Genomic DNA, 25,425 nt, shown 5'->3' on the forward strand with positions numbered 1-25,425 from the left:
GGGCGTTGGGGGTCGAGTACGACGGGCGCGGGCTCCTGGGCTGGCAGCGCCAGAAAGACGGCCCCAGCGTGCAGGGGCATCTGGAAGCGGCGCTGAGTTTCGTGGCCAATGATGGGGTCGAGCTCACCTGCGCGGGCCGCACGGACGCGGGAGTGCATGCGACCGCTCAAGTGGCGCACTTTGACACTTCGGCGGTGCGTGAACGGCACTCCTGGGTGCTGGGAGTGAACAGTCGCCTGCCGGACGGGATAGCCCTGCGCTGGGCCGAGCCGGTCAATGACGACTTTCATGCGCGCTTCAAGGCCTGCGGTCGCCGCTATCGCTATGTGATCGCGAATCGAGCGGTGCGGCCCGCGCTGGAGGCGGGGCGGGTGGCCTGGTGGCGACGCCCGCTGGATACCGCGCGGATGCATGACGCGGCTCAGACGTTTGTAGGCGAACACGATTTTTCCAGCCTGCGTGCCGCCGGGTGCCAGGCGAAATCGCCGATTCGGGAGGTGCATTCCATTGCGGTCCAGCGGCGCGGTTCGTACGTGGTCCTGGATATCCATGCCAATGCCTTCCTGCATCACATGGTGCGCAACATCGCCGGGGTGCTGCTGGCGATCGGGGACGGGCGCGAAGAGCCGGGCTGGGCTGCGCAGATTCTCGCGGCACGCGACCGGCGGGTCTCGGGCATCACGGCTCCGGCCGGGGGGCTTTATTTCGTGCATGTCGACTATCCACCCGAGTTCGCTCTCCCCAGTGCCGAGGGGCCGGTGCTGGAGGGGATCCCCGGCAATGGGGCGATCTGATTGCGGGAAAGCCGGGGCGGCGCCCGGGTTCTGGTAGGCTTGCGACTGCGTTTTTCGAGATGGCGGGCATGCGCTACAGGGTCAAGATCTGCGGAATCAAGACGCCGGAGCAGGCGGTGGCCGCGGCGCGTGCCGGGGCCGACGCGATCGGCCTGGTGTTCCACCCGCCCAGCCGCCGTTATGTCGAGCCTGACCAGGCGGCGGAGATCGTGGCGGCGCTGCCCCCGTTCGTGACGACGGTGGGGCTGTTCGTGGACCCGGACCCGGCACGCGTCGAGCAGGTCCTGGCCGGTGTGCGCCTGGACTGCCTGCAGTTTCACGGTCATGAGTCGGCAGCGGAATGTACGCGTTTCGGGCATCCCTACCTCAAGGCTGTGTCGATGAACGAGGCCGATGATCCGCGGCCGGTGATGGATGCCCACCCCCGGGCGCAGGGCTTTTTGCTGGACAGCCATGGAGGCGGGCGTAGCGGCGGATCCGGCCACCGCTTCGACTGGGACACAGTGCCCGAGGCGCTGGATCGGCCCTGGCTGCTGGCCGGTGGGCTGGACGAGGATTCGGTACGCGAGGCGCTTGAACACCTGCGCCCGTACGGAGTCGACGTAAGCTCCGGGGTCGAGAGTGCCCCGGGGATCAAGGATGCACGGCGCATGGAGGCCTTCGTGAAGGCCGTGCGCCAATGCGAGGTGAATGAATGAGCAAGATCGACTGGGCGGCGTTCCCGGATGCCCGCGGGCATTTCGGGCCTTATGGCGGGCGCTTTGTGTCCGAGACGCTGATGGGCGCGCTGGACGAACTGCAAAAGGCGTACGAGCAGTACATGGGCGATGCCGATTTCATGGCGGAGCTGGACCATGACCTGAAGCAGTTCGTCGGGCGCCCCAATCCGCTGTATCACGCCGAGCGCCTGTCGAAGGAGCTCGGCGGGGCGCAGGTGTACTTCAAGCGGGAAGACCTGAACCACACCGGTGCGCACAAGGTGAACAACACCATCGGCCAGGCCCTGCTGGCCAAGCGCCTGGGCAAGACCCGGATCATCGCGGAGACCGGGGCCGGCCAGCATGGCGTGGCGACCGCGACCGTGGCCGCGCGTCTGGGCCTGGAATGTGTGATCTATATGGGCGAGGAGGACACGCGCCGGCAGACCCCGAACGTCTATCGGATGCGTCTGCTCGGGGCCGAGGTCGTGGCGGTGAAATCGGGCACGCGCACGCTGAAGGACGCCCTGAACGAGGCGATGCGCGACTGGGTTACCAACGTGGACGACACCTTCTACATCATCGGCACCGTTGCAGGGCCACATCCTTATCCGGCCATGGTGCGGGACTTCCAGGCGGTGATCGGCCGCGAGGCGCGTGCGCAGCACCTGGAGATGACCGGGAAGCTTCCGGACGCGCTAGTAGCTTGTGTGGGTGGAGGATCCAACGCCATCGGGTTGTTCCATCCGTTCCTGGACGACGAATCGGTGGAAATGATCGGCGTCGAGGCCGCGGGTGCCGGGATCGAGTCCGGCCGGCACTCCGCGCCGCTTTGTGCCGGCCAGCCAGGGGTGCTGCATGGCAACCGCACCTATCTGATGGAGGACGAGCACGGGCAGATCATCGGGACGCACTCGGTCTCCGCCGGGCTCGATTATCCCGGAGTCGGGCCGGAACACGCCTGGCTGAAGGATACGGGCCGTGCGCGCTACGTCGCCGTGACCGACGATCAGGCGCTGGAGGGCTTTCATCGGCTCACCCGTACCGAGGGGATCATCCCGGCACTGGAGACCTCCCACGCGATCGCGCATGTCCTGGAGCTGGCCCCGACCATGCGTCCGGACCAGAGCATCATCGTCAATCTGTCGGGCCGGGGGGACAAGGACCTCAACACCGTGGCGGAACGCGAAGGAATCACGCTATGACCCGGATTGAGCAACGCTTTGCCGAACTACGCGCGCAGAATCGCGCCGCGCTGGTGCCGTATGTGACCGCGGGTGACCCGGAGCCGGCCGCCACCGTCCCGCTGATGCATGCGCTGGTGAAGGCGGGTGCCGACCTGATCGAGCTGGGGGTCCCGTTCTCCGATCCGATGGCGGATGGGCCGGTGATCCAGAAGGCCTGCGAGCGGGCACTGCGCTATGGCACCAGCTTGCGGGATGTGCTGGGCATGGTCGCCGAGTTTCGCAAGACCGACGCCGAGACGCCGGTGGTGCTGATGGGGTACCTGAATCCGGTCGAGCGGATGGGTTACGAGACCTTTGCTGAAAAGGCCCGCGAGGCGGGGCTGGATGGGCTGCTGACCGTGGATCTGCCGCCCGAGGAATGCGACGAGGTCGCGGGGCTGCTGGAGAACGCCCAGATCGCCCCGATCTTCCTGGTGGCGCCGACAACCTCCGACGAGCGCATCGCGCATGTGGCGCGCGCGGCGCGGGGCTTCATCTACTACGTGTCGCTCAAGGGCGTGACCGGCTCGCAGACGCTGGATACCTCGGCGCTGGCCGCGCGCCTTGAGGCCATTCGTCATCACACGGACCTGCCGCTGGGTGTGGGTTTTGGTATCCGCGATGCCGAGACGGCCGGGCAGGTCGCGCGCGTGGCTGATGCCGTGGTCGTGGGCAGCGCGATCGTGCGCCTCGCCGAGGAATTCGACGGGGATCCGGTCGGCTTCGCTCATGCCGCGTCCGAAGTCGTCGCGGGGATGCGCGTGGAAATGGACCGCGTGCGCGCATCCGGCGTCGAGGCGTCGGTGTAGTAGAATGCGGCGCTCGCAGGACTAAGGGATTCAGGATGAGCTGGTTTGAAAAACTGATGCCTTCGCGCATCCGTACCGACAACAGCAGCAAGCGGGGCGTGCCCGAGGGGCTGTGGGTGCGCTGCGAGGGCTGCGACGCCACGCTGTATCGCCCCGAGGTGGAACGCAATCTGGATGTCTGCCCGAAATGCGGGCATCACCGACGCATGAGTGCGCGGCGTCGGCTGGAGACCTTCCTCGACGAGGAGGGGCGCGAGGAAATCGCCGCCCAGATCGAATCTTCCGATGTCCTGAAGTTCCGCGACTCCAAGAAATACAAGGACCGTCTGGTTGCCGCGCAGAAGGCGACCGGCGAACGTGACGCGCTGGTCGTCATGCAGGGCCGGCTGATGGGGCGCCCGCTGGTGGCCTCCGCCTTTGATTTCCGCTTCATGGGCGGATCCATGGGTTCTGCGGTGGGCGAGCGCTTTGTCCGCGGCGCCAACCGTTCCCTGGAGCAGCGTATCCCGCTGGTCTGCTTCAGTGCCTCCGGCGGGGCGCGGATGCAGGAGGCCTTGTTCTCGCTGCTGCAGATGTCCAAGACCAGCGCGGTGCTGGCGCGGATGCGCGAGGAGCGTATCCCGTTCATCTCGGTGATGACCGACCCCACGATGGGTGGCGTCTCCGCGAGCCTCGCGATGCTGGGTGATGTGAATGTTGCGGAGCCCAACGCCCTGATCGGTTTCGCCGGTCCGCGCGTGATCCAGCAGACCGTGCGCGAGACGCTGCCCGAGGGGTTCCAGCGGTCCGAGTTCCTGCTCGAGCACGGGGCGGTCGACATGATCATTGAACGCGGCGAGATGCGTCGTCGTCTGGCCTCCGTGCTCGGCATGCTGACGCACGGGCCGGCCCCGGCCCCCGAGGCACCTCCCGTCGAGGAAGAAGAGCCGGAGGTGGAAGTGATTCGCGCGGAGGACACCGGCGAATCGGCGGACGCCCCGCGCTCTACCTGATTCCACCCGTGCGCTACGCCACCCTGGCTGAATGGCTGGCCTTCCAGGAGCGATTGCACCCGGTGGGGATGGACCTCACCCTGGAGCGCATCGCCCTCGTCGCCGATCGGCTGGGCCTGCGGGGTCCGGGAACGCCCCGCACCGTCATGGTCGCGGGGACCAACGGCAAGGGCACGGTTACTACGCGCACGGCGGCGCTGTTGCAGGCACAGGGTCTGAAGGTCGGGCTGTTCACCTCTCCGCATTTGCTTCAGTACAACGAGCGCATTCGCCTGAACGGCATGACGGCCTCGGACGAAGATCTTTGCCGGGCATTCGAGGCGATTGATCAGGCCCGGGGTGACGATTCGCTGACCTATTTCGAGTTTGCGGCCCTGGCAGCGGCCTGGCTTTTCCGCGAGGCACGGGTCGATGTGCAGGTGCTGGAGGTCGGGCTCGGCGGGCGGCTGGATGCCGTGAACATCTGGGATGCGGATGTGGCGGCGGTTACCGCCGTGGACCTCGACCACCAGGCCTGGCTGGGTGATTCGCGCGAGGTGATCGGGCGCGAGAAGGCCGGCATCATGCGCGCGGGGCGCCCCGTGGTGCTCGGCGAGCTGTCGCCTCCGCAGAGCGTGCTGGACCATGCCCGGGCGCTTGGGTGTCGTACCGTCCGCCTGGGGCGCGATTTCGACTTGCTGGTCGAACAGGAACGGCTCGTCTGGCGCTGGAATGGCGTGCAGGTCGAATGGAATGTCCCGCTGGCGCGCGGGCTGAGCGGTGCAGCCCTGGCGAACACCGCCACCGCGCTGGCCGTGGTCGAGTCGCTTGGCATGAGCGCCGGGCTGAGTGCGGTCACAATGGAGCAGGGCCTGAAGGTGCGCCCGCCGGGACGCCTGCAGCGCCTGAGTGGCCCGCCGGAGTGGTTGCTGGACGTGGCGCACAATGCCCAGGCCGTCGCCGAACTCGCCCGCTGGCTGCGCGAGAACCCGTTGGTCGGCCCGACCGTTGCGCTGGTCGCGGTGATGGCCGACAAGGATCGCAGTGCCATGTGGCGTGACCTGGATGGCCTGGTCGATATCTGGATTCCTGTACCGCTCGATCTCCCGCGTGCGCTTCCTGCACCCGATCTGGCGGCGGAGCTGGAACAGGCGGGTCAGGCCGACGTCCGTCCGGCTGCCGGTATCCGGCAAGCGCTGCAACAGGCCACCGACTCGGCGGGTATTCAGGGGCGGTGCGTGGTGTTTGGTTCCTTTCACACGGTGGCGGCGGTTTTTGAACAAGCCCCGGATCTGGCCGCCGCGGCCTTGCGGGAAGCTGTCCCGGACATGGCCGTAGTGGAAGAAGTCCCCCATGGCTAGGGCGATGCCGACGGATTCCCCCGTTTGCCTTGCCCGGGCAGGCGCCTGCGGCGTAAGGTCGCGGGGAAGACCCGATGCACGGGACGCCAATGCGCATATGGCATGACCACTGATAATCCCATTCGTTTTCGCCTCACGGGCGCGGTAATCCTGATCGTGATTGCCGTGATCTTTCTGCCGTGGCTGTTCGATGGCGCGGGCTACGAATATATGAGCGGTATCGATGACCCGGTGCCCGATGCCCCCACCTTTGCCGCCCCGGATATCGCGCTCCCGTCCGAGCGCGAGGCGGCGCCTGCGCGGCCCGAACGCGAGGGGGACGGCGACAGCCGGATCGCCGATCTGCAGGCGGTGGAGAATGGCGGTGCCGAGGGGGACGAGGACGAGAGCGAGCCGAGTGATGTGGTGAGTCCCGAGCCGGTGCGGCAGGCCCCGGAATCGCGCGCGATTGACGCGGGCTGGGCCGTTCAGGTGGGGAGCTACCGCGACGGAGACAATGCGCGCGAGGAAGAGGCGCGCCTGCGCGATGCGGGGCTGCCGGCATTTATCGACGAGTCCGAGGCCGAGGGACGCAGTATCTACCGGGTGAAGGTGGGCCCCGTGGCGCAACGCGACGAGGCCCAGAAGCTGGGCGATCAGCTGAAGGACGAGCTCGATATTACTGGCATCGTGGTGACTTTCCCGTGAGGCTCCGGCGCTACACAAGCGTGGGCGAGCCCCTGCGAATTCCCGGTCGCTGCGGTACACTACGCAGCCTTTTCGCACCCGAAGTCCGCCGCGCGTGAACTGGATCGACCTGGTCATCATTGCCCTGATCGTTGTCTCGGGGCTCATCAGTCTGTTTCGTGGCTTCGTGCGCGAGTCGTTCTCGCTCGCGACCTGGATTGTGGGCATCTGGCTGGGTATTCGACATGCCGCCGAGGTCGCCGAAGTCCTGCCGCAGGCGCTGTCGGATGCGACACTGCGCCTGGGGGTCGGCTTTGCCCTGATCTTTATCGCGGTGCTGATCGTGGGCGGCATCCTTGGAGTGCTGGCCAATCGGCTGGTGCGCGGTAGTGGCCTGACGGGTACGGACCGCTCTCTGGGCGTGATCTTTGGCCTGCTGCGCGGCGTGCTCCTGGTGGCGGTGCTGGTGTTTGCCGCCTCGCTGACGTTGATGCCGGAGGAGGGCTGGTGGGAGAACAGCCGCCTGATCCCCGAATTCGAACGTCTGGTGGACTGGATGATCGCGCAATTGCCCGACAGCTGGCAGGAACAGATCGGCAGTCTGCTGGCTGATGATCCTGTCGAACCCCCCGTGGATGAGCCGGCCGCTGAACCACCGGCACCGGAAACCGAACCCCCCGCCGACCAACGCTAGTCGATCGCCTTGCTGGAGTCCTGAACCGTATGTGTGGAGTAGTCGGAATCGTCGGGCGTGGCCCGGTGAATCAGCCGCTTTATGATGCCTTGTTGGTATTGCAGCACCGTGGGCAGGATGCCGCCGGCATCGTGACCTGTGACGACGAGGGGCGGCTGCACCTGCGCAAGGACAACGGCCTGGTGCGGGACGTATTCAACGACCAGCACATGCAGGGGCTGATCGGCAACATGGGCATTGGCCATGTGCGCTATCCGACGGCGGGCAGTTCCAGTTCCGCCGAGGCCCAGCCGTTCTACGTGAACTCCCCGTTCGGCATCACGCTCGGACATAACGGCAACCTGATCAATGCCCGCGAACTGAAACAGGCCCTGTTTGCGACCGACCGCAGGCATATCAACACGGATTCCGACTCCGAGATCCTGCTGAACGTCTTCGCGCAGGAGCTCCTGCGCTATCTGGATAACGGCCTGACCGCCGACTCCGTGTTCAACGCGGTCGAACGTGTGCACGAGCGCGCCAAGGGCGCGTATGGCGTGGTCGCGATGATCGCCGGGCGCGGTCTGCTGGCCTTTCGTGACCCGAACGGGATCCGCCCCATCGTCTATGGCTCGCGAGAAGCCGAGGAGGGCGGGCGCGAATGGATGGTCGCCTCCGAGAGCGCTGCGCTGGAGTCCCAGGGCTTCGAGCTGGAACGCGACCTGGCGCCGGGGGAGGCGGTGTTCATTACGCCCGAGGGCGAGGTCTCGACACGCGTCTGCGCCGAGGACACTCAGCTCAACCCCTGCATCTTCGAGCATGTGTACTTTGCCCGGCCTGATTCGGTGATCGACAACGTGTTCGTGCACCGGGCGCGTATGCGCATGGGCACCGCGCTGGGCGAGAAGATCCGCCGCATCTGGCCGGATCACGACATCGACGTCATCGTGCCGATCCCCGATACCGGCCGCACTGTGGCGCTGGAGATGGCGCACGAACTGAACATCAAGTACCGCGAAGGCTTCATCAAGAACCGATACATCGGCCGTACGTTCATCATGCCGGGGCAGACCAAGCGACGAAAATCCGTGCGCCAGAAGCTCAACGCGATCTCGCTGGAGTTTCGTGGCAAGAACGTGATGCTGGTGGACGACTCGATCGTCCGCGGCACCACGTCGCGCGAGATCGTGATGATGGCGCGCGAGGCCGGTGCGAAGAAGGTCTACTTCGCCTCCGCAGCACCCCCGGTGCGCTACCCGAATGTCTATGGCATCGACATGCCCGCGGCGCATGAACTCATCGCCCACGGCAGAGACGAACAGGAAGTATGCGAGGCGATCGCCGCCGACCGCCTGATCTACCAGGACCTGGAAGACCTGCAAAAGGCCGTGCGGCGGGGGAACCGGAACATCGAGACCTTCGATTGCTCCGTGTTTACCGGCGAGTACGTGACCGGACTGCCCCCGGATTACCTCGAGTACCTGGCCTCGCTGCGGGGCGAGGGACTGGTGAACACGCCCGTGGCGGGCGAGGTGCTGGATCTGGCCAACAAGAAGTGACGAGAGAGTAGTGACCTTGCCGAGTTTGCAGTGGATCGAACCGGTCGTTGAAGCGGCGCGGGCACAAGCGGGAACCGCCGATGGCCTTCCGGTCGTCGTGGTGCGCGTGGACCAGCAGCGCCTGTACGTCTGGGAAGATGGCAAGGTCACGGAAATCTTCGATGTCTCGACCTCCGAACGCGGTATCGGGAACGAGAACGGCACGTACAAGACACCCCTGGGGCTGCATCGCATTGCCGAGCGCTTCGGCGATGGGGCCGAGCGCGGTACTGTGTTCCGTGCGCGCGCGAACACGGGCGAGATCGCGGAGATCCTGACCGGCGAGGGCGAGCGCAGCCAGCGTGACAACATTACCTCGCGGATTCTCTGGCTCGAAGGCCTGGAGCCTGGCCTGAATCGCGGGGGCAGCATCGACTCCTACCACCGCTACATCTACATTCACGGTACGGATGAAGAAGGGCGCATCGGCCAGCCGGCCTCCGAAGGCTGCGTGCGCATGCGCAACGACGATGTCATCGAACTGTTTCCCCGCCTCCCGGTGGGGACCCTCGTCGTGATCCTGAACGGCCCGGATTACGAAACCGGCCGCATCCTTCCGGTCTAGCGCACGTCCGACGGGCCAGCGCGGGCCAAGATCGACGTCATTCATAAATCCCTAATTCTCTAATAAATTCCGTGGGAACTCGGTCAGTATCGGACGGCTCTCACAATAACCTGCGTCTGGCGTACGTGAATTCCCGGCAATCGCCTGATATAATCAGGGAATTATTCCTGACCAACACTGTCAGGTAAAAAGGGAATTATTCCTGACTCTGATTGTCAGGAAAGGTGAACGGATTCGATTCTGTGAATGGATGTCGACCTCGACACGCACAATCACGGTTTCTCGGAGGCTTTAAGACATGAAACTCTCAACCAAGGGCCGCTACGCGGTGACCGCCATGATGGATCTTGCGATCCATGATCGGGTGGGACCGGTGACCCTGGCCGACATCTCGCAGTGCCAGGGCATCTCGTTGTCCTATCTGGAACAACTGTTTGCGAAACTGCGCAAGGCCGACCTGGTGGAAGGCGTGCGGGGTCCGGGCGGCGGTTATCGCCTGGCCAAACGTGCCGACCAGATCAGCATTGCCAACATCATCACGGCGGTTGATGAATCGGTGGATGTGACCCGCTGCAAGGGCCACAAGGACTGCCAGGATGGCGAACGCTGCCTGACGCACGAGCTGTGGGATGATCTGAGCCAGCAGCTGTACGACTTCCTCGACGGCATCACGCTGGCGCAGTTTGCCAACCGCCCGGAAGTGCAGAAGGTGGCTCGCCGTCAGGACGAGCGCCGTGGCGCGCGTCACCACTTCATCTTCCGTAACGACGCGGCCTGATAGCGGCCAGACGATCCAGCGGCCCGGGGCTCCCTGCGCCGCTTCGGAAGACCTGGAGGCTCGGTCGGATGCTGAATCCGGCCGGGCCTTTTTTGCTTTGAACGAATCCTAGGTTGTCCGCGGCAAGGGCGGGTCGGCGGCGGGTTTGCGAAGGTCGGATGCAGCGAGGCGGCGCAGGGTTGTCAGGTGTCTGGCCCGGTCGTCGGGCCGGGCGGGCGCGAAGCGGACCCGGTTGTAGTGCTCGGCGAAGGCATCGACGAGGGGCGCGAGATCCGGCCGTGCAACCTTGACGCGTCGGGTCCAGGTGATGACGGGCTCGTGCGGGCGCCGTCCCAGTCCTGTCTGTTGGCGTTCGATCCGCCGGGAAAGTCGGTGCAGGAGGCGATCCGGCACCTCCAGCTGGCGACGAGGCCTGCGCCAGCCGCTCCAGACCAGGGCCACGGCAGCCAGCAGGCCAAAGCCGACGCCCAGTGCCGTGACAATGTCACTCCAGTCTGTCGCGTCGAGCCCGAAACGGGCAAACAGTTCCCGCTGGCGCTCGGGATCGAATGCCAGCACCCAGCTCTCCCAGCGGAACCGGGCGAAATCGCGCCAGTCTTCGAAGCCAAATCGAAGTTGCTGCACCCAGCCCAGCCCGTCGCGACGCAGGAAATCGGGCATGGGTTCGCCGTCGCCACCGGTGAGGCCGCCGATCCCGGCCTCGATCCGCTCCGGAGCGATCGCCGCGGTGGGGTCGACACGGATCCAGCCTTCGCCATCCAGCCAGACCTCGTTCCAGGCGTGCGCATCGGCATTGCGCAGGCGCAGGTATTCGCCCCGCTGCATCCATTCGCCCCCCTGGTAGCCCGTAACCACGCGGGTCGGGATCCCCGCCGAGCGCATCAGCACGGCGAACGCGGAGGCATAGTGCTCGCAGTAACCGGCGTGGGTCTCGAACAGGAACTGGTCGGTGACATCCCCCTCGAGCGTTGGGGGCTGCAGGGTGTAACGATAGGGGGCGGCGGCGAAGCGATCCAGGGCGGCCTGGATGATCGCGCGGTCATCGTCACCATGCGTGGCGCGCCAGAGAGCGACCTCGGCACGTGCGCGAGGGGCTGCGCTGGGTGGGAGCTCAAGAGCGCGTTCACGGGCGGACCTGCTCAGGGCTTCGCCGGCGCCTGGCGGACGTGTCAGGTCGGCCTCGGCGTCGTACTGGATGCGGTTCACGATCCGTCGGTCGCGGACGACCTGGTGGTTGTCGCGGTACTCGGCGTTGTCGGGCAGCGCCACGGGGTAGTCGAGTACCGGCAGGTAGCGCATGCGGGTGGGCTCCAGCGTCGCGGTGTAGGCCACCACGCGGTCCGAGTCTCCGGGCTGTGGCAGCTCGATGCTGGATTGTCCCCCTTCGGCCTGCCAGCGGCGGCCGTCAAAGTCCGTCATCACCAGTGCCCGCCAGTATTGCGCCCGGGGCGGCGGGACGGAGCCGTGAAACTGGACGCGCATGGTGGTGGTTTCGTCCTGCAGCAGTTCCGCGATGTCGCCAGGGTTCAGTTCGCCGGAAAGGGCCGTGGTAGCCACCTCGTCGCGTTGCGGGTCGCCCCACAGTGGTCCCTGTACGCGCGGGAAGGCGACGAACAGGATCAGCATGAACGGGAAGGCATGGACCATCATCCAGCCGGAATGCTTCGCCAGGCGCCGCCGTTCGAGGGGGCGCCCGGCATGCACCTGGACCAGGGCGGCGGTGAGCAGCCAGGCAGACAGCAGAGACCAGGCGGCGATCAGCATCGACTGGTCGAAGAAATAGGTGGTGACGACCACGAAATAGCCGAGGAACAGCCCGATCACGATATCGCGCCGGTTGCGGGTCTCGAGCAGTTTGAGCGCCATCATGACCAGCAGCAGGGCGGTGCCTGCCTCCTGCCCGAACAGGGTGCCGTACTGCAGGAACGTCAGCCCGCCCGCGAAAGCGGCGAGCAGGGCCATCAGTCCGATGGAAGGGGGCTTGCGGTCGCGCAGATGGAGCCAGCTGCGCAGCAGGATGGCGGCCGCTACGAGCAGCGTGACCCACAGTGGCTGGTGCCAGGCATGTGGCAGCGCGGCCACTGGCAGGGCGCGCAGCGCGAGTTCCAGGCCCCGCAACTCCGGTAAATGCTGCCGGCTCGAACGGTTCACTTCTTGGTTCCCCTAGCCGTTTCCGCGACCGGCAAGGGGATCGGCTCGAAGCGGAATTCGGCGAGGGCGCGCAGGCCTCGCTCCCGCTGCGCCGGGCCCTGCCCGGGCGGGAGGGTCTGGTCGGGCAGGCGCAGACCCCAGGCGCGGCCTTCGGCCTCGGCGGCCAGGATCTGATGGCACAGCATGGAGAGGCGCGCTTCGGTGTCGCTGGCCGGCATGGCGGACCAGTCGATCCAGAGCGTGTCACGGCCTCCTGCGACCGTTTCGCGGATGTGCAGCTTGCCGGTGCGAGCCAGGGCCTTCCACAGGATCCGGCCGGGCGGGTCTCCGGGGCGGTACGGGCGGATGTGATCCGGTGTGGAGGCATCCTGACGCCGGTGGGCGCCGGCTTGGTCTCCGAGCCCGGTATGGGCGGCGCCCGGGTCCACGGGTTGCGGATACACGAGGATCTCGCTGGTCAGCCCCAGCCAGCTCCAGGCGTTCAGGATGCCGAGCGGGTACTGGGTGCCCAGGTGTTGGCGGGGCAGTCGATACACCCCGCGGCCGGGGGCCGGCAGAGACAGGCAGGCCACTTGCTGCCCACGGCCCGGTATCGCAACGGGTTCGCTCGTGTATTCGCCGATGCTCAGATGCAGGGCCTCGCGGTCGCGCCCGCACGTATCCTCCAGGCGCAGGGAGACGGACAACGGCTGGTTGGCGAATACCGGTGTGGTGGGCAGCGCCGACGCCTTGAGCCCGAGCAGGTTTCGATGGGTGTACCAGATGGCGTTATGGCCGATCCCGATCAGGAGAAAGGTCAGCAGGAAGGCCATGTTGTTGGAGTAGTTGATGGCCCCCAGCAGCATCACGCCCAGGATCGCCAGCAACGTGTAGCCGGCGCGGGTCGGCAGGATGTAGATGCGGTCGCGGCCAAGGGTGGTCTGTGCCCCATCGTCGCGATGGCGCCGCGCGACCCAGCGGATAACGCCTTCACGCAGGCGCCGCCCCTGGGATCGGAGCCGCTCAGCGGGCCCTAGCGAACTGGCACGCATTCCAGCAGCCGTTCCACCGTGCGTGCGGGGCTGTCCGGGTCCCGAGCCCGGACACGATGGCCGGCCACGGCCGGAAGGACGTCCGCCAGGTCGTCCGGGGTCACGTAGTCGCGCCCGTCGAGGAAGGCATGCGCCCGCGCGGCGCGCAGCAGCCCGAGCCCCGCGCGTGGCGAGAGTCCGTGGGCAAAGCGTGCGCGGTCACGGCTCGCCTGGATCAGGTCCTGCAGATAGTCCAGCACGACCGGTTCGGCGTGCACCTTGGCAATCCGGGACTGCCAGTCCTGCAGGTCCTTGGGTGTGACGATCGCGCTCGGGGCAGGGTGGGCCACGGGCGCCGGCGCGGCACCGCCGCGTTCGAGCAACGCGCGCTCGGCCCGGGCATCGGGATAGCCGAGTTCGATGCGCATCAGGAATCGATCCATCTGGGATTCCGGCAGGGGATGCGTGCCGACCTGTTCCTCCGGGTTCTGTGTGGCGATCACGAAGAACGGTTCGGGCAGGGGGCGGGTCGCGCCCTCCACACTGGCCTGGCGCTCTTCCATCGCCTCGAGCAGGGCGCTCTGGGTCTTGGGAGGCGCGCGATTGATCTCGTCGGCCAGCAGGACCTGGGTAAAGATCGGCCCGGGATGAAAGCGGAACTCGCCGGAGCCCTGCTCGAACACCGACACCCCGAGGACATCGCCGGGGAGAAGGTCGCTGGTGAACTGCACGCGGCGGTAATCGAGGTTCATCGCCGCGGCCAGGGCATGGGCGAGGGTCGTCTTGCCAACGCCCGGCTGATCTTCGATCAGCAGATGGCCGTTGGCGAGCAGGCAGGTCAAGGCCAGCCGAACCCGATCGGGTTTGCCCAGCAGGATGTCGTTCAGCGCGCTTTCGACCTGGTGTAGAGCTTCATTGGCCGCAGGCATGGGGCTCCTCGTGGTGGATGGTGTCGGGCGAAAAAGAGGGCGACCGATCAGCGTGCTGCGTGCGAGATATTAAAGCCCCGCTTCGCGTGTCGGGTGAGTTTGCGGCTACCATGGCCGCAATTGCCCCATGAGCGACAGTATGGACAAGCAGGCCGCCGATTCGGGCCAGACGTTTCGCTATGATGCCACAGCCTCGCCGGATGCCTGCCTGCAGCTGTCGGGTCGGCTGGATGTGCATGCGGTGGAGCGTGTGTGGTCGCCTCTGCGCCGCCGCGCCCGCGAGCTGGCCGAGGGTACGCAGGCCGCTGTAACACTGGATGTCGGTGGCCTCGAATACTGTGATGGTGCCGGGGCGGCGTTACTCCATGCCCTGGAGCGCGATATCGAGCGGGCGGGGCGCCAGGTGGAACTGGTGGGTGTCCAGGGCCTGGTGGAGGAGCAGCTGACCCCGTACCGCGAGCTGGAAACCGTAGAGCCGGCGCGTCACGAGACTCGCGGGGGACTGCTGGCCCAGTCATTCGAGGCCGTGTCACGCGTTGGGCAGGCGGCGTATTCGCAGTTCGGGTTCATTGGCGAACTGACGCGGGCCCTGGGGTCGGCGCTGCTGAATCCCCGCCAGGTTCGCTGGGGGGATACCTTTCGGGTCGCCGAGGCGGCCGGGTTCCAGGCGCTGCCCATCGTCTCCCTGATTGCCTTCCTGCTGGGGGTGATCCTGGCGTTCCAGTCCGCGATCGCGATGCGGCAGTTCGGTGGCGAGATCTTCGTCGCCAATCTGGTCGCGGTCTCGTTGTTCCGCGAGCTGGGGCCCCTGATGATGGCGATCCTGCTGGCCGGACGCTCCGGGGCCGCGTTCGCGGCCGAGATCGGCACGATGAAGGTCAACGAGGAGGTCAACGCCCTGAAGACCATGGGGCTCGACCCGGTGCGTTTTCTGGTGCTGCCGAAGGTGCTCGCCGGCATCCTGGTCGCGCCGCTGCTGGCGCTGTACGCGAACATGATCGGCCTGCTGGGTGCTGCGGTGGTAATGCAGGGCTTCGGGATCCCCTGGACGGCGTTCTTCAATCAGGTGACCGTCGCGCTCAGCCTGTCGGATCTGTTTTCGGGGCTGTTCAAGGCCGTGATCTTTGGTCTGCTGATCGCCGGCGTGGGCTGCCTGCGCGGGCTGCAAACGGCCAGCGGCGCGGCGGCCGTAGGGATCTCCACGACCAGCGCGGTGGTGACGTCGATCATCCTGATCGTGGTGTTCGACGGACTGTTTGCCGTCCTCTTCTATCACATGGGGGTCTGACGGGTGGCGAGCGCGGAGCCGGTGATCAAGGTGCGCGACCTCACCATGGGGTTTGGTGACTTTGTGCTGATGCGGGATCTCAACTTCGACGTCCAGCGTGGGGAGATCTTCGTCATCCTCGGCGGGTCCGGGAGCGGCAAGAGCACGCTGCTCAAGCACATGATCGGACTGTATACGCCACAGAAGGGAAACATCTGGGTGGCCGGTGCCGATATCACGACTGCCGATGGCGAAGAGCGCGAGGCGATCCTGCGCCGGGTGGGTGTGATGTACCAGATGGGGGCGCTGTTTGGCTCCATGACGCTGCTCGAGAACGTGCGTCTGCCGCTGGAGGTCCATACCGACCTGCCACGCGAGGCGATGGACGCGATCGCCAAGGCGCGCCTGCAGCTCGTCGGGCTGGGCGAGTTCGCGGACTTCATGCCCTCGGAGATCAGCGGCGGCATGCAGAAGCGCGCGGCGATTGCGCGCGCGATGGTGCTGGACCCGGAAGTCCTGTTCCTGGATGAACCCTCCGCCGGGCTGGACCCGATCACCTCAGCGGAACTCGACCAGTTGATCCTGCGGCTGGCGCGCAGCCTGGACATGACCATTGTGATCGTCAGCCACGAGCTGGCCAGTATTTTTGCGATTGCCGACCGGGTGATTATGCTCGACAAGGAAAGCAAGGGCATCGTTGCCGAAGGGAATCCGGCGACTCTGCGTGACACATCCGATCACCCGTGGGTACAGCGGTTCCTGCAGCGGGCCGATTCGGCCGATTCCGAAGAGAGATCTACATGAGTGCCCGACAACATTTTCGCCTCGGATTGTTCATCGTCGGTGGCCTGGTGGCGCTGGTGACCGCCCTGTTCATCATGACCGCGGGCAATATCTTTCGCGCCTCGATCCCGATCGAGACCTACATCGATTCATCCGTGCAGGGGTTGGAGATCGGAGCGCCGGTCAAGTTTCGAGGTGTGACCATTGGCGAGATCACGAACCTGGGTTTTACCTCGGTGGAATACCAGCAGGACGTGGACCCTCGTGAGCGCAAACGCTATGTGATGGTCGAGGCCCGGCTCTGGCCGGACCGCTTCGCGGCGAGCGCCCGCGAGCAGGATTTCGAGGCGGATGTCCTGAAGAACCTGGTGGATGCGGGCCTGCGAGTGCGCATTGCCGCACAGGGCATTACCGGTATGAACTATCTGGAAGCGGACTTCTCCGATCCGGACGAACACCCGCCGCTGGAGCACGACTGGGAACCGCGGTCGATCTACATCCCGTCGTCCCCGAGTATCGCCGTGCAATTCATGGAGTACGCCGAGAATCTGCTTAAGCGGATCGACGGGCTGGACATCGAGGGTGTGATCGAGAATCTGAATTCTTTGCTGGTGACCGTCGACGATACCGTGTCCAGTCTCGATACCGGAGGACTGAACCAGCGAGCGGATGATCTGATCTCGGAACTCGAGCAGACCATGCGCACGGCCGACCGGGTGATGCAATCGGTCGAGGCCCTGGTCGAGCATCCGGACACGCAGGCCCTTCCGAGCGAAACCCGCAAAGCGATCCAGGAGCTGCGTCGAACGGCCGAGGCAGCCGATGTCGCGGGCCTGGTCGACCGCATGGACTCGATGGTTGAACGACTCGATCGGGGGATGGATGTCAGCGAGTCGAAACTGCTGGAAACCCTGGACGAGCTGCAAGGCGCGATCTCGGGCCTGCGCAGCCTGTCGGATGATGTACGCCGCAACCCCGGTGGTGCGCTGTTCGGTGCCCCGCCACCGCGCAGCCGCATGGACGAGGAGTAAGTATGAATTGGTGGAAAGGGCCGATCCTGATGCTCGCCGCGCTGGTCCTGGGCGGCTGCACGCTGTTGCCGGAGCGCGAGCCGCTCGATCGCTCCTGGTATCTGCTGGAGTTGCCGGACGACCCGGCCGCACGCACGGCGGACGAGCCGGTGGCCGTCGAACTGGGGTCGGTCCGGGTCGCTCCGGCCTATGCGGGTAATGGGCTGGTATACCGGCTGGGGAATCACCAGTACGAGTCGGACTATTACAACGAGTGGTTCCTGAAGCCGTCCGAGCAGCTTGAACAACTGCTGCGGGAACGCTGGACGCGCAACGGCGCCGCGCTGGAGTTGGTCGACAACGCATCGGCGGTGCGCGAACAGGGGCGCCCGGCTGTGCGTGTCCATGTCCTGATTACCGCGCTGTACGGTGACCTGGAAGGGACTGATGCGGTCGAATCCAATGGTGTCGTGACGGGGGCCGGGCACATGGGTCTGCGCGCCCAGCTGAGCCAGGGCGATCGCAGCCGTCTGGTCCATCTGGAATCCGAGCAGGCGCTGGAACGGCGCTCTGCCTCACAGTTGGTGTCGGCCCTGTCGCGTGCGACTGCCGAGGTTCTGGCGGATCTGGAGGATGCGATTCTGGAAGATGTAGAGGCTGCGCGCGATGACTGATGTCTTCGACTTCTCGGTACCGGCGGCGGATGGCACTGAACAGCCCCTGGGAGCCTATCGCGGGGATGTCCTGCTCATCGTCAATGTGGCCAGCGAGTGCGGGTTCACCCCGCAGTACGAGGGGCTGCAGGCGCTGCAGGAACAGTGCGCCGGTCGCGGCTTTCACGTGCTCGGCTTCCCCTGCAACCAGTTTGGCGGGCAGGAGCCGGGTGATGCGGAGGCCATACAGGCCTGTGGTGCGCGTTTCGGGGTCGAGTTTCCGGTGTTTGCCAAGATCGAGGTGAACGGCGAGGACGCGCACCCGTTGTACCAGCACCTCAAGCAGCAGGCTCCCGGCGCATTGGGCACGCAGGGGATCAAGTGGAACTTCACGAAGTTTCTGGTCGGCCGTGATGGCTCCGTACTCGACCGATTCGCCCCCCAGCGCAAGCCGCAGGACCTGGTCGACGCGATCGAACGTGCACTCGCCGCACCGCGCCCGGACGATGGTGGCTGAGGTCGCGCCCGACGCGCGGAACCTGGAACCCGGCGAGCGAGGTCCGGCGCCCACGGACCCCGGTGCGCATGCCTACTGGATGGACGTCGCGCTCGTGCAGGCCGAGCGGGCGGCGGAGGTCGGCGAGGTGCCGGTGGGCGCTGTTCTGGTGGATGCGGACGGCTATTGTCTGGCTGCCGCCCACAACGCCCCGATCAGCGAGCATGACGCCACTGCGCACGCCGAGATTAGAGTCCTCCGTACCGCCGGCAAGCGGTGTTCCAACTATCGGCTGACCGGTACCACGCTCTACGTGACGCTCGAGCCCTGTTCGATGTGTGCGGGGGCGATGATCCACGCCCGGGTGGAGCGGCTGGTGTTTGCCGCTTCGGACCCTCGCACAGGGGCCGCCGGAGGCGCCATCGACCTGCTTCATCATCCCGCTCATAACCACCGTCTGGAATGTATCGAAGGCGTGGCGGCGGAGCGTTCTGCCGAGTTGCTGCGCAGTTTCTTTCGCCTACGCCGAAAGCGTTAGATCTCCGTGATGTAAAGGCGTTGCCCGGCGGTACGTTGGGGCGCAGAATCAAGCGAATATGAGAAGGCGTTCACGTTCTGCACATCCATGGTGCGCGCGGATGCCGAGATTCTGTGTCCGGCCACAGGGGTGTACCGATTAGCCAGCCTCCTTCCAATGATGATCACGGGGATCCCGTGCTGGATTCGGCCGCGGGCACCCCCGAGTCGGGATCCATGGGCGATGCGGATGACCGCGAGCCAGAGTTCCCGATCGTGGACGGGGAGGGTCGCGCGGACAGCCTTCTCGGTGGCTTGATCCTGATTGCCCGCATGCACGGGCTGCGCCTGACACCGGACTCCGCACTTGCGGGACTGCCGCTGGACGATGGCCGGCTGTGCCCCTCCCTGGTCCCGCGCGCGGCACAGCGCGCCGGACTGACCACCCGCACGGTCACGCGTGATGCGCGCGGTCTTAAGGACGACCTGTTGCCCGCGCTGCTGCTGCTGGATCAGAACGAGGCCTGGGTGCTGGTCGGCTGGAACGAAGACAAGAGCGTGGCCCGGGTGATCGACCCCGAGCTGGGCGATGCGGTCATCGATGTCCCGCTGAAACGGCTCAAAGAGCGTTATGTCGGGCGTGCCATCTATGTGCGTCCCGAATTCCGCATGGATGCCCGCGCCCCGCGGGTCTCGAAGGAGAGCAAGGGACACTGGTTCTGGCGGGTGATCCGCGAGAACCGGCCACTGTATCGCGATGTGCTCATCGCGGCGGTGATGATCAACCTCTTTGCGCTGGCGATGCCGCTGTTCGTACTCAACGTGTACGACCGCGTGGTCCCCAATCACGCGACCGAGACGCTGTTCATGTTCGCGGCGGGCGTGGTGATCGTGCTGATCGCCGACTTGATCCTGCGCACCATGCGCAGCCACTTCGTCGACAAGGCGGCGATGCGCGCGGACGTGAAACTCTCCTCGCACATCATGGAGCGCGTGCTGGGCCTGCGCATGGAGAACCGCCCGGCGTCGGTCGGCTCGTTCGCATCCAACATCGGCGCTTTCGAGTCGGTGCGCAGCTTTATATCGTCGGCGACGATCATCGCCTTCGTGGATCTGCCGTTCGCGTTCATGTTCATCGCGATCATCGCGTTGATCGCCTGGCCGCTGGCAATTCCCGTGGCGATTGGCGCGCTGCTGCTGCTGTTCTATGCCACTGCGATCCATCGCAAGCTGCACGCACTGGCGGAGGAAAGTTACCGCGTGGCGGCGCAGCGCAACTCCACGCTGGTCGAGAGCCTGACGGGGGCCGAGACACTCAAGACCCTGGGCGCAGAAGGACGGGTACAGGCGACCTGGGAACGCGCCACGACCCACCTGGCCCGGACCAGTGCGCAGAATCGTCTGCTGACGGCCAGCGTGACACACACGGCCATGTGGGCGCAGCACACGGTCGGCGTCGCAATCATCGTGCTCGGCGTGTTCCTGCTGATGGAGGGCGATCTCTCCATGGGCGGTCTGATCGCGGCCTATCTGATCTCCTCGCGTGCGATGGCACCGATCAGTCAGACTGCCGGGCTGCTGATGCAGTATCACCAGGCCTCCACCGCGCTCGGTTCGCTGAACGAGATCATGGCGCTGCCGGTCGAGCGCCCGGCGGATTCGCACTTCCTGAGCCGTGACCGGTTCGAGGGCGCCATCGAGTTTCGCAATGTTGGCTTCGCCTATCCCGACTCCGCAACGCCGGCGCTGCAGGGGGTTTCTCTGAAGATCGAGCCGGGCGAACACGTCGCCGTACTGGGACGGGTGGGCTCGGGCAAGAGCACGCTGGCCAAGCTGATCATGGGCCTTTATCAGCCAACCTCCGGGGCCGTGCTGGTGGATGGGATCGACGTGCGTCAGTTAGACCCGGCGGAGCTGCGGCGGTCACTGGGCTATGTGGGCCAGGAGGTCACGCTGTTCTACGGGAGTCTGCGCGAGAACCTGGTGGCCGCCGATCCGCTGGCCGGGGACGAGGCCATTCGCAAGGCGATTGCGATCTCCGGGATCGAGGATCTGATTAACACCCATCCGGAAGGTGTCGATCTGCAGGTCGGGGAGCGCGGTGGCCGACTTTCGGGTGGGCAGAAGCAGAGTGTCGGCGTGGCGCGGGCTGTGCTGCACGAGCCCAACATGCTGTTGTTGGACGAGCCAACCAGCTCCATGGACAACTCCACCGAGCAGGGCATGAAGCGCCGTTTGGCGGAATTCATCCAGGGGCGCACTACCGTGATCGTCACGCATCGCACCTCGCTGCTGGAGCTGGTAGACCGGATCATTGTGCTGGATCAGGGCCGAGTCGTGGCCGACGGACCGAAGGATCAGGTGGTTCAGGCCCTGCGGGAAGGCCGAGTGGGCAAGGCGCAGGCATGAGCAAGCGCACGCGCAGGGACGGCCAGGGTTTCGAGGCACTCGGCCGCGGGATGGATCAGACCGGCAAGGTTGGCGCCCCGATGGTCGACCGGATCTTTCGCCCCTGGCTGACCAAGGGTGGCGGTGACCACCGCAACTGGGCATCGGACGCGGACTGGACGCAGATACAGGAGCGCCCGATACGGGCTCGCGCGCTCCTCTACGGGATCCTGATTACGCTGGGCCTGCTGGTGTATTGGGCCTCTATTGCCGAAATCGACGAGGTGGCTCGCGCGGATGGGCGGGTGATTCCGTCACAGAACCTTCAGGTGCTGCAGTCCATGGACGGGGGCGTGGTATCCGATGTACTGGTGCGAGAAGGCGATGTCGTGGAACAGGGCGACGTGCTCGTGCGGGTGGACCCGACGCGATTTTTGTCCGACCTGGGCGAGGCGAGGGCGAGTGAGTTTTCATTGAAGGCGCGCCGTGCGCGCCTGATGGCGTTGCTGACGGAGACACCGTTTCTGATTACACCGGACCTGCAGGAAGGGCCGCAGGCGATCGTCGAGCAAGAGCAGCAGCTTTACGAAGAAAGTCTGGACGAGTTGCGCTCTCGAATTCGGATTGCCGAAGAGCAGATGCGGCAGAGGCGCGAGGAGCTGAACGAGGTACGGGCGCGGCGTAGCCAGGCCATCCGCGCCCTGGAGTTGGCCAGTCGCGAGCTGGAGGTGACCGAACCGCTGGTGCAAAGCGGGGCGGTATCCGAGGTCGAGATCCTGCGCCTGCGGCGCGAGGTCTCCAACGCCCGCGGCGACCGCGATCAGGCGACTGCGCAGATCGCCCGTCTCGACGCTGCGATCGAAGAGGCGGAAGAGAAAATCCGCGAGGTGCGGCTGAATTTCCGTAATCAGTGGCGATCGGAGCTGGCCGATACCCTTGGGCGGCTGCAGGAGCTGGCTGAGGGCACAGAGGGGCTGGAGGACCGGGTGCGCCTGTCCGAGGTGCGATCGCCCATGGCAGGGATTGTGCAGCGGATGTTCATCACCACGCGCGGTGGCGTGATCTCGCCTGGGCGCGAAGTGGCAGAGGTGGTGCCGCTGGAGGACGAATTGCTGATCGAGGCGCGCGTATCGCCCCGCGACATTGCCTATCTGCGCCCGGGGCTCAACGCCAAGGTGAAGTTCACGGCCTATGACTTCGCGATCTACGGCGGCCTGGATGCCACCGTGGAGCACATCAGCCCCGACACGATTACCGACGACGACGGCAACACCTACTACAAGGTCCGCGTGCGAACCGAGGAGACCGGCTTCGACGAGGAGCACCCGATCATGACCGGGATGGTGACGCAGGTGGATATCATCACCGGGCGACGCACCATCCTGCAGTACCTGCTGAAGCCGATCCTCCGCGCGGGCGAGCTGGCTTTTACGGAGCGCTGAGCAACATGCAGATCTTCATGATGGACCGAGCGTCGCGGCCGTCGCCGCGCTGGGAAGAGGCCTTTCCGGATGCCCAGGTACTGCGCCCGCCATTTCCGGCGACCCTGCCGGAGGGCACCGAAGCCTGCTGGATCGGTACGGATCTCGCCGACTGGGAGGACTACGTCAAACAAAGGACCCTGGTGCATCGGGTGATCGTGCAGTCGCGCCACCCGAATGACGAAGAAGGCATCCGAGCGTTTGACGCAGGGGCCCACGGCTACTGCCATACGCTGGCTAACGTCGCCCAGCTGCGAACGATCGCGGCCACCGTCACCGGTGGTGGCCTGTGGGTGGGCCCCGACCTGATGACCCGCATGATTCGTACCGTCCGCAGCGCCCAGCCCCGCGACCCGGAAACGCCGCCCGAGGGATTCGAGAACCTTACGCCCCGCGAGCGGGAAGTGGCCCTGGCCGTGACCACGGGAGCGCACAACAAGGAGATTGCACGCCAGCTCGGCATGACCGAACGCACCGTCAAGATGCACCTCGGCTCCGTCTTCAAGAAGCTCAACGTGGACGACCGTGTCCAGCTCGTGCTCCACCTGACTCGCCTGCGCGAATCGCACCCGACTGTCTGATTCTCGGGCCACGCGCGTCAGCCGCCGCCAGCGGCGGTGATGCGATTCGCTGAGCTCATCAGCATCCTACGTGACGCTAGCCCCCTCGTTTTGCGAGGGTCATAGGATGCGATGAGCCCCGCGAATCGCATCAACCCGGCCCCCGCATCCCGCAGCTTCGATACGTTTTCATCCAGCCGATCCTCACACCGGTTCTCCCATAACCCCACAAACCCTGTACTTCGGTACACCTGTCGTGCCAGTGCCGACTCCCCTAGGCTCATACCCATCAAAAACTGTGAACTGATTCCGTATCCGGGGAGATCGTCATGTCTGAAGTCGTCGTAGCTACCGTCGAATCCGTTGTCGGCACCGTGATCGCCCGAGACGAGGACGGCAACACCCGCGTCCTGCAACCGGGCGACGAGATCTTCTACGGCGAGGAGGTCATCGCCGAGGATGGCGCCTTCATCGAGATGGCCTTCGAGGACGGCTCCACCATGTCCCTGGCGGGCGGTGAGTCCGCCACCATCACCGACGACCTGGCGGAATCCGCCGACCCCGCGCCGGAAGACGGTGAGATCGCCGACGCGACTGTCGACGAGATCATCGCCGCCCTGGATCGCGGTGAAGACATCACCGACATTATCGAAGCCCCGGCCGCCGGTGCTGACGGCGGCGCAGCCGGGGAAGGCGGCAGCTTCGTCCGAATCGCTCGTGGCTCCGAAGAAGTCGGCCAGGTCGAGTACGCCTATGACTCCAACGCACTGGGCGGTCCCGGCGACGCCGGTGGCGAAGGTGGAGGGACACTCGCGGATACCGGCGAAACCACGGACGACGTTGTTCCGGAACCCAGTCTCGTCATCTCCGTTACACCGCTCAGTGAGCTGGTCGAACGCATGGGCTCGGATCTTCGCCCCCAGATGCAGGGCTCTGTGGGCGTTCAGTCCCAGCAGGTCGACATGCCGCCGTCTGAACAGCCCGGCTCGGGCATGGTGGTGTTTAGTCTCGACGCCACTCTGGACCTGGATGGACTGCCGGACTCCGCCGCCGGCCCGATCGAATACGAAATTGTTGGTGGGGACTCGGGCTATCTGGCGATTGGCGCGGATGCCGATGGGAATCCGGCCATCGTCCTGACCGAAGAGGGCGCATGGGCGCTGCAAAATGGGCAGGTTCCTAATAACGAATTCTCCGTAGACGTTCAGGGAACGGTCGAGATCGACGGGATCGGTCCAGTGTCAGCCACTGAGAGCTCAACGGTCGCTGTTGAGGTGCCTGAACCGACATTCGAATTTCAGCTATGGCCGGGAGAAGTCTTCCCGATGCCCCCGCAGGGCGAACTGCCCGGGAATGGAGGGTTCGGCCTGCAGGCACTGAGCGAGGAGGTAAATGCCCCATTCCCCGGGGACTTTGGCTTCCCCTCCTCGGAGGTCGAGGCTGGCATGCTGGTGTTCGGAATTAGTCCGCAGCCGGACTTTGATGGCATTGACCCCTCGCTCGGCGAGTTCGTCTACGAGATCGTCGGTGGTGACAGCGAATACCTCGAACTCTCGCAGAGCGACTGGGGTGACTGGTCGGTTGTGCTGACTGAGGCGGGCGCCGAAGCGATTCAGAACGGGCAGGTTTCCGGTAACGATCTCAATGTCACCATCGAGGGGACGCTGATCATCGGCGAAGATCTCGTTAACACTTTCACGCTAGAAGCCAGTGCCGAAGGTGGCGTCATGGTGCCGGTGCCGAATCCGGAGCTGACGGTGGATCTTGCCCTGGCGGATGGTGCCACCGATGGTTGGCCGCAGTCGGCGGGCGAGGGTGAAGTGGTGTTCGAAGTCACTGCGGATCTGGACCTGGACGGCATCGACGGCGACCTGGCGGGCGAGATCGAGCTGAGTCTGACCGAGGACAGCAACGGTTATCTGGCGCTGGACGGTACCAATGTGGTGCTGACCGAGGACGGTGCGGCGGCCATCCGTAATGGCCAGGTCGGACTGGATGGTCTGATGGCGGCGGTTGAAGGCACGGTGACGATCGCCGAGGAC

The 25,425-nt window shown here is 65.6% G+C and carries 24 protein-coding genes; 21 read left to right on the forward strand and 3 right to left on the reverse strand.

Features of this window, described 5'->3' with window-relative positions:
- The first annotated feature begins 5 nt into the window (after positions 1 to 5).
- From truA to iscR, 11 genes are all read left to right on the forward strand, one after another.
- The gene (gene truA, locus F813_RS0107795; RefSeq protein ID WP_017926127.1) at positions 6 to 794 is read left to right on the forward strand and encodes a tRNA pseudouridine(38-40) synthase TruA; all 789 of its coding nucleotides are present in this window, start codon (positions 6 to 8) and stop codon (positions 792 to 794) included.
- Between the two features lie 68 nt (positions 795 to 862).
- A complete protein-coding gene (locus tag F813_RS0107800) occupies positions 863 to 1,492 on the forward strand; it encodes a phosphoribosylanthranilate isomerase (RefSeq protein ID WP_012982731.1) in 630 nt (209 codons plus the stop codon).
- The gene (trpB, locus tag F813_RS0107805; protein ID WP_012982730.1) at positions 1,489 to 2,697 is read left to right on the forward strand and encodes a tryptophan synthase subunit beta; all 1,209 of its coding nucleotides are present in this window, start codon (positions 1,489 to 1,491) and stop codon (positions 2,695 to 2,697) included. The genes F813_RS0107800 and trpB overlap by 4 nt, the downstream gene beginning before the upstream one ends.
- The gene (gene trpA, locus F813_RS0107810) at positions 2,694 to 3,527 is read left to right on the forward strand and encodes a tryptophan synthase subunit alpha (protein WP_012982729.1); all 834 of its coding nucleotides are present in this window, start codon (positions 2,694 to 2,696) and stop codon (positions 3,525 to 3,527) included. The genes trpB and trpA overlap by 4 nt, the downstream gene beginning before the upstream one ends.
- 35 nt (positions 3,528 to 3,562) lie before the next feature.
- Positions 3,563 to 4,519, forward strand: a complete 957-nt coding sequence (gene accD, locus F813_RS0107815; RefSeq protein ID WP_012982728.1) for an acetyl-CoA carboxylase, carboxyltransferase subunit beta — start codon at positions 3,563 to 3,565, stop codon at positions 4,517 to 4,519.
- Positions 4,520 to 4,527: 8 nt separating this feature from the next.
- On the forward strand, positions 4,528 to 5,859 hold the full coding sequence (locus tag F813_RS0107820) for a folylpolyglutamate synthase/dihydrofolate synthase family protein (protein WP_012982727.1): 1,332 nt from the start codon (positions 4,528 to 4,530) through the stop codon (positions 5,857 to 5,859).
- Between the two features lie 102 nt (positions 5,860 to 5,961).
- A complete protein-coding gene (locus F813_RS0107825; RefSeq protein ID WP_017926128.1) occupies positions 5,962 to 6,546 on the forward strand; it encodes an SPOR domain-containing protein in 585 nt (194 codons plus the stop codon).
- A 94-nt stretch (positions 6,547 to 6,640) separates the two neighbouring features.
- On the forward strand, positions 6,641 to 7,219 hold the full coding sequence (locus F813_RS0107830; RefSeq protein ID WP_012982725.1) for a CvpA family protein: 579 nt from the start codon (positions 6,641 to 6,643) through the stop codon (positions 7,217 to 7,219).
- A 29-nt stretch (positions 7,220 to 7,248) separates the two neighbouring features.
- The gene (gene purF / locus F813_RS0107835; protein ID WP_012982724.1) at positions 7,249 to 8,757 is read left to right on the forward strand and encodes an amidophosphoribosyltransferase; all 1,509 of its coding nucleotides are present in this window, start codon (positions 7,249 to 7,251) and stop codon (positions 8,755 to 8,757) included.
- Between the two features lie 10 nt (positions 8,758 to 8,767).
- Complete coding sequence (locus tag F813_RS0107840; protein ID WP_017926129.1) at positions 8,768 to 9,361, forward strand: L,D-transpeptidase; 594 nt, start codon at positions 8,768 to 8,770, stop codon at positions 9,359 to 9,361.
- A 298-nt stretch (positions 9,362 to 9,659) separates the two neighbouring features.
- Positions 9,660 to 10,139: a Fe-S cluster assembly transcriptional regulator IscR gene (iscR, locus tag F813_RS0107845; protein WP_012982722.1), complete on the forward strand. Its 480-nt coding sequence runs from the start codon at positions 9,660 to 9,662 to the stop codon at positions 10,137 to 10,139.
- A gap of 108 nt (positions 10,140 to 10,247) precedes the next feature.
- Here the strand turns inward: iscR and F813_RS0107850 are convergent, their stop codons facing one another.
- Genes F813_RS0107850 through F813_RS0107860 form a run of 3 tightly spaced genes read right to left on the reverse strand, consistent with a single transcriptional unit; the run spans position 10,248 to position 14,229 of the window.
- Positions 10,248 to 12,290 carry a DUF3488 and transglutaminase-like domain-containing protein gene (locus F813_RS0107850; protein WP_026148199.1) on the reverse strand — a complete coding sequence of 681 codons (2,043 nt, stop codon included), beginning with the start codon at positions 12,288 to 12,290 and terminating at the stop codon, positions 10,248 to 10,250.
- Positions 12,287 to 13,321 carry a DUF58 domain-containing protein gene (locus F813_RS0107855; protein ID WP_017926131.1) on the reverse strand — a complete coding sequence of 345 codons (1,035 nt, stop codon included), beginning with the start codon at positions 13,319 to 13,321 and terminating at the stop codon, positions 12,287 to 12,289. The genes F813_RS0107850 and F813_RS0107855 overlap by 4 nt, the downstream gene beginning before the upstream one ends.
- Entirely contained in the window at positions 13,303 to 14,229 is a 927-nt protein-coding gene (locus F813_RS0107860; RefSeq protein ID WP_012982719.1) for a MoxR family ATPase, read from the reverse strand. The genes F813_RS0107855 and F813_RS0107860 overlap by 19 nt, the downstream gene beginning before the upstream one ends.
- A gap of 139 nt (positions 14,230 to 14,368) precedes the next feature.
- Between F813_RS0107860 and F813_RS0107865 the strand changes: the two genes are divergently transcribed.
- From F813_RS0107865 to F813_RS0107910, 10 genes are all read left to right on the forward strand, one after another.
- A complete protein-coding gene (locus tag F813_RS0107865) occupies positions 14,369 to 15,517 on the forward strand; it encodes an ABC transporter permease (RefSeq protein WP_012982718.1) in 1,149 nt (382 codons plus the stop codon).
- Positions 15,518 to 15,520: 3 nt separating this feature from the next.
- Positions 15,521 to 16,300 (forward strand): ABC transporter ATP-binding protein, encoded by a 780-nt coding sequence (locus F813_RS0107870; RefSeq protein ID WP_017926132.1) that lies wholly within the window; start codon positions 15,521 to 15,523, stop codon positions 16,298 to 16,300.
- Positions 16,297 to 17,310, forward strand: coding sequence for an MlaD family protein (locus F813_RS0107875; RefSeq protein ID WP_012982716.1), 1,014 nt, complete (start codon positions 16,297 to 16,299; stop codon positions 17,308 to 17,310). The genes F813_RS0107870 and F813_RS0107875 overlap by 4 nt, the downstream gene beginning before the upstream one ends.
- Before the next feature lie 2 nt (positions 17,311 to 17,312).
- Entirely contained in the window at positions 17,313 to 17,963 is a 651-nt protein-coding gene (locus F813_RS0107880; protein ID WP_017926134.1) for an ABC-type transport auxiliary lipoprotein family protein, read from the forward strand.
- A complete protein-coding gene (locus F813_RS0107885) occupies positions 17,956 to 18,459 on the forward strand; it encodes a glutathione peroxidase (protein WP_017926135.1) in 504 nt (167 codons plus the stop codon). The genes F813_RS0107880 and F813_RS0107885 overlap by 8 nt, the downstream gene beginning before the upstream one ends.
- Positions 18,449 to 18,976 (forward strand): tRNA adenosine(34) deaminase TadA, encoded by a 528-nt coding sequence (tadA, locus tag F813_RS0107890; protein ID WP_017926136.1) that lies wholly within the window; start codon positions 18,449 to 18,451, stop codon positions 18,974 to 18,976. Before F813_RS0107885 ends, tadA begins: the two co-directional genes overlap by 11 nt.
- Before the next feature lie 215 nt (positions 18,977 to 19,191).
- The gene (locus F813_RS0107895; RefSeq protein ID WP_017926137.1) at positions 19,192 to 21,363 is read left to right on the forward strand and encodes a type I secretion system permease/ATPase; all 2,172 of its coding nucleotides are present in this window, start codon (positions 19,192 to 19,194) and stop codon (positions 21,361 to 21,363) included.
- The gene (locus tag F813_RS0107900; protein WP_017926138.1) at positions 21,360 to 22,784 is read left to right on the forward strand and encodes an HlyD family type I secretion periplasmic adaptor subunit; all 1,425 of its coding nucleotides are present in this window, start codon (positions 21,360 to 21,362) and stop codon (positions 22,782 to 22,784) included. Before F813_RS0107895 ends, F813_RS0107900 begins: the two co-directional genes overlap by 4 nt.
- A 5-nt stretch (positions 22,785 to 22,789) precedes the next feature.
- On the forward strand, positions 22,790 to 23,404 hold the full coding sequence (locus F813_RS0107905; protein WP_017926139.1) for a response regulator transcription factor: 615 nt from the start codon (positions 22,790 to 22,792) through the stop codon (positions 23,402 to 23,404).
- A gap of 308 nt (positions 23,405 to 23,712) precedes the next feature.
- Positions 23,713 to 25,425 (forward strand): retention module-containing protein (locus F813_RS0107910; protein WP_026148200.1); only part of this gene is annotated, 1,713 nt, incomplete at its 3' end.

The sequence above is a fragment of the Thioalkalivibrio sp. HL-Eb18 genome (genome assembly GCF_000364985.1).
Classification (GTDB): domain Bacteria; phylum Pseudomonadota; class Gammaproteobacteria; order Ectothiorhodospirales; family Ectothiorhodospiraceae; genus Thioalkalivibrio.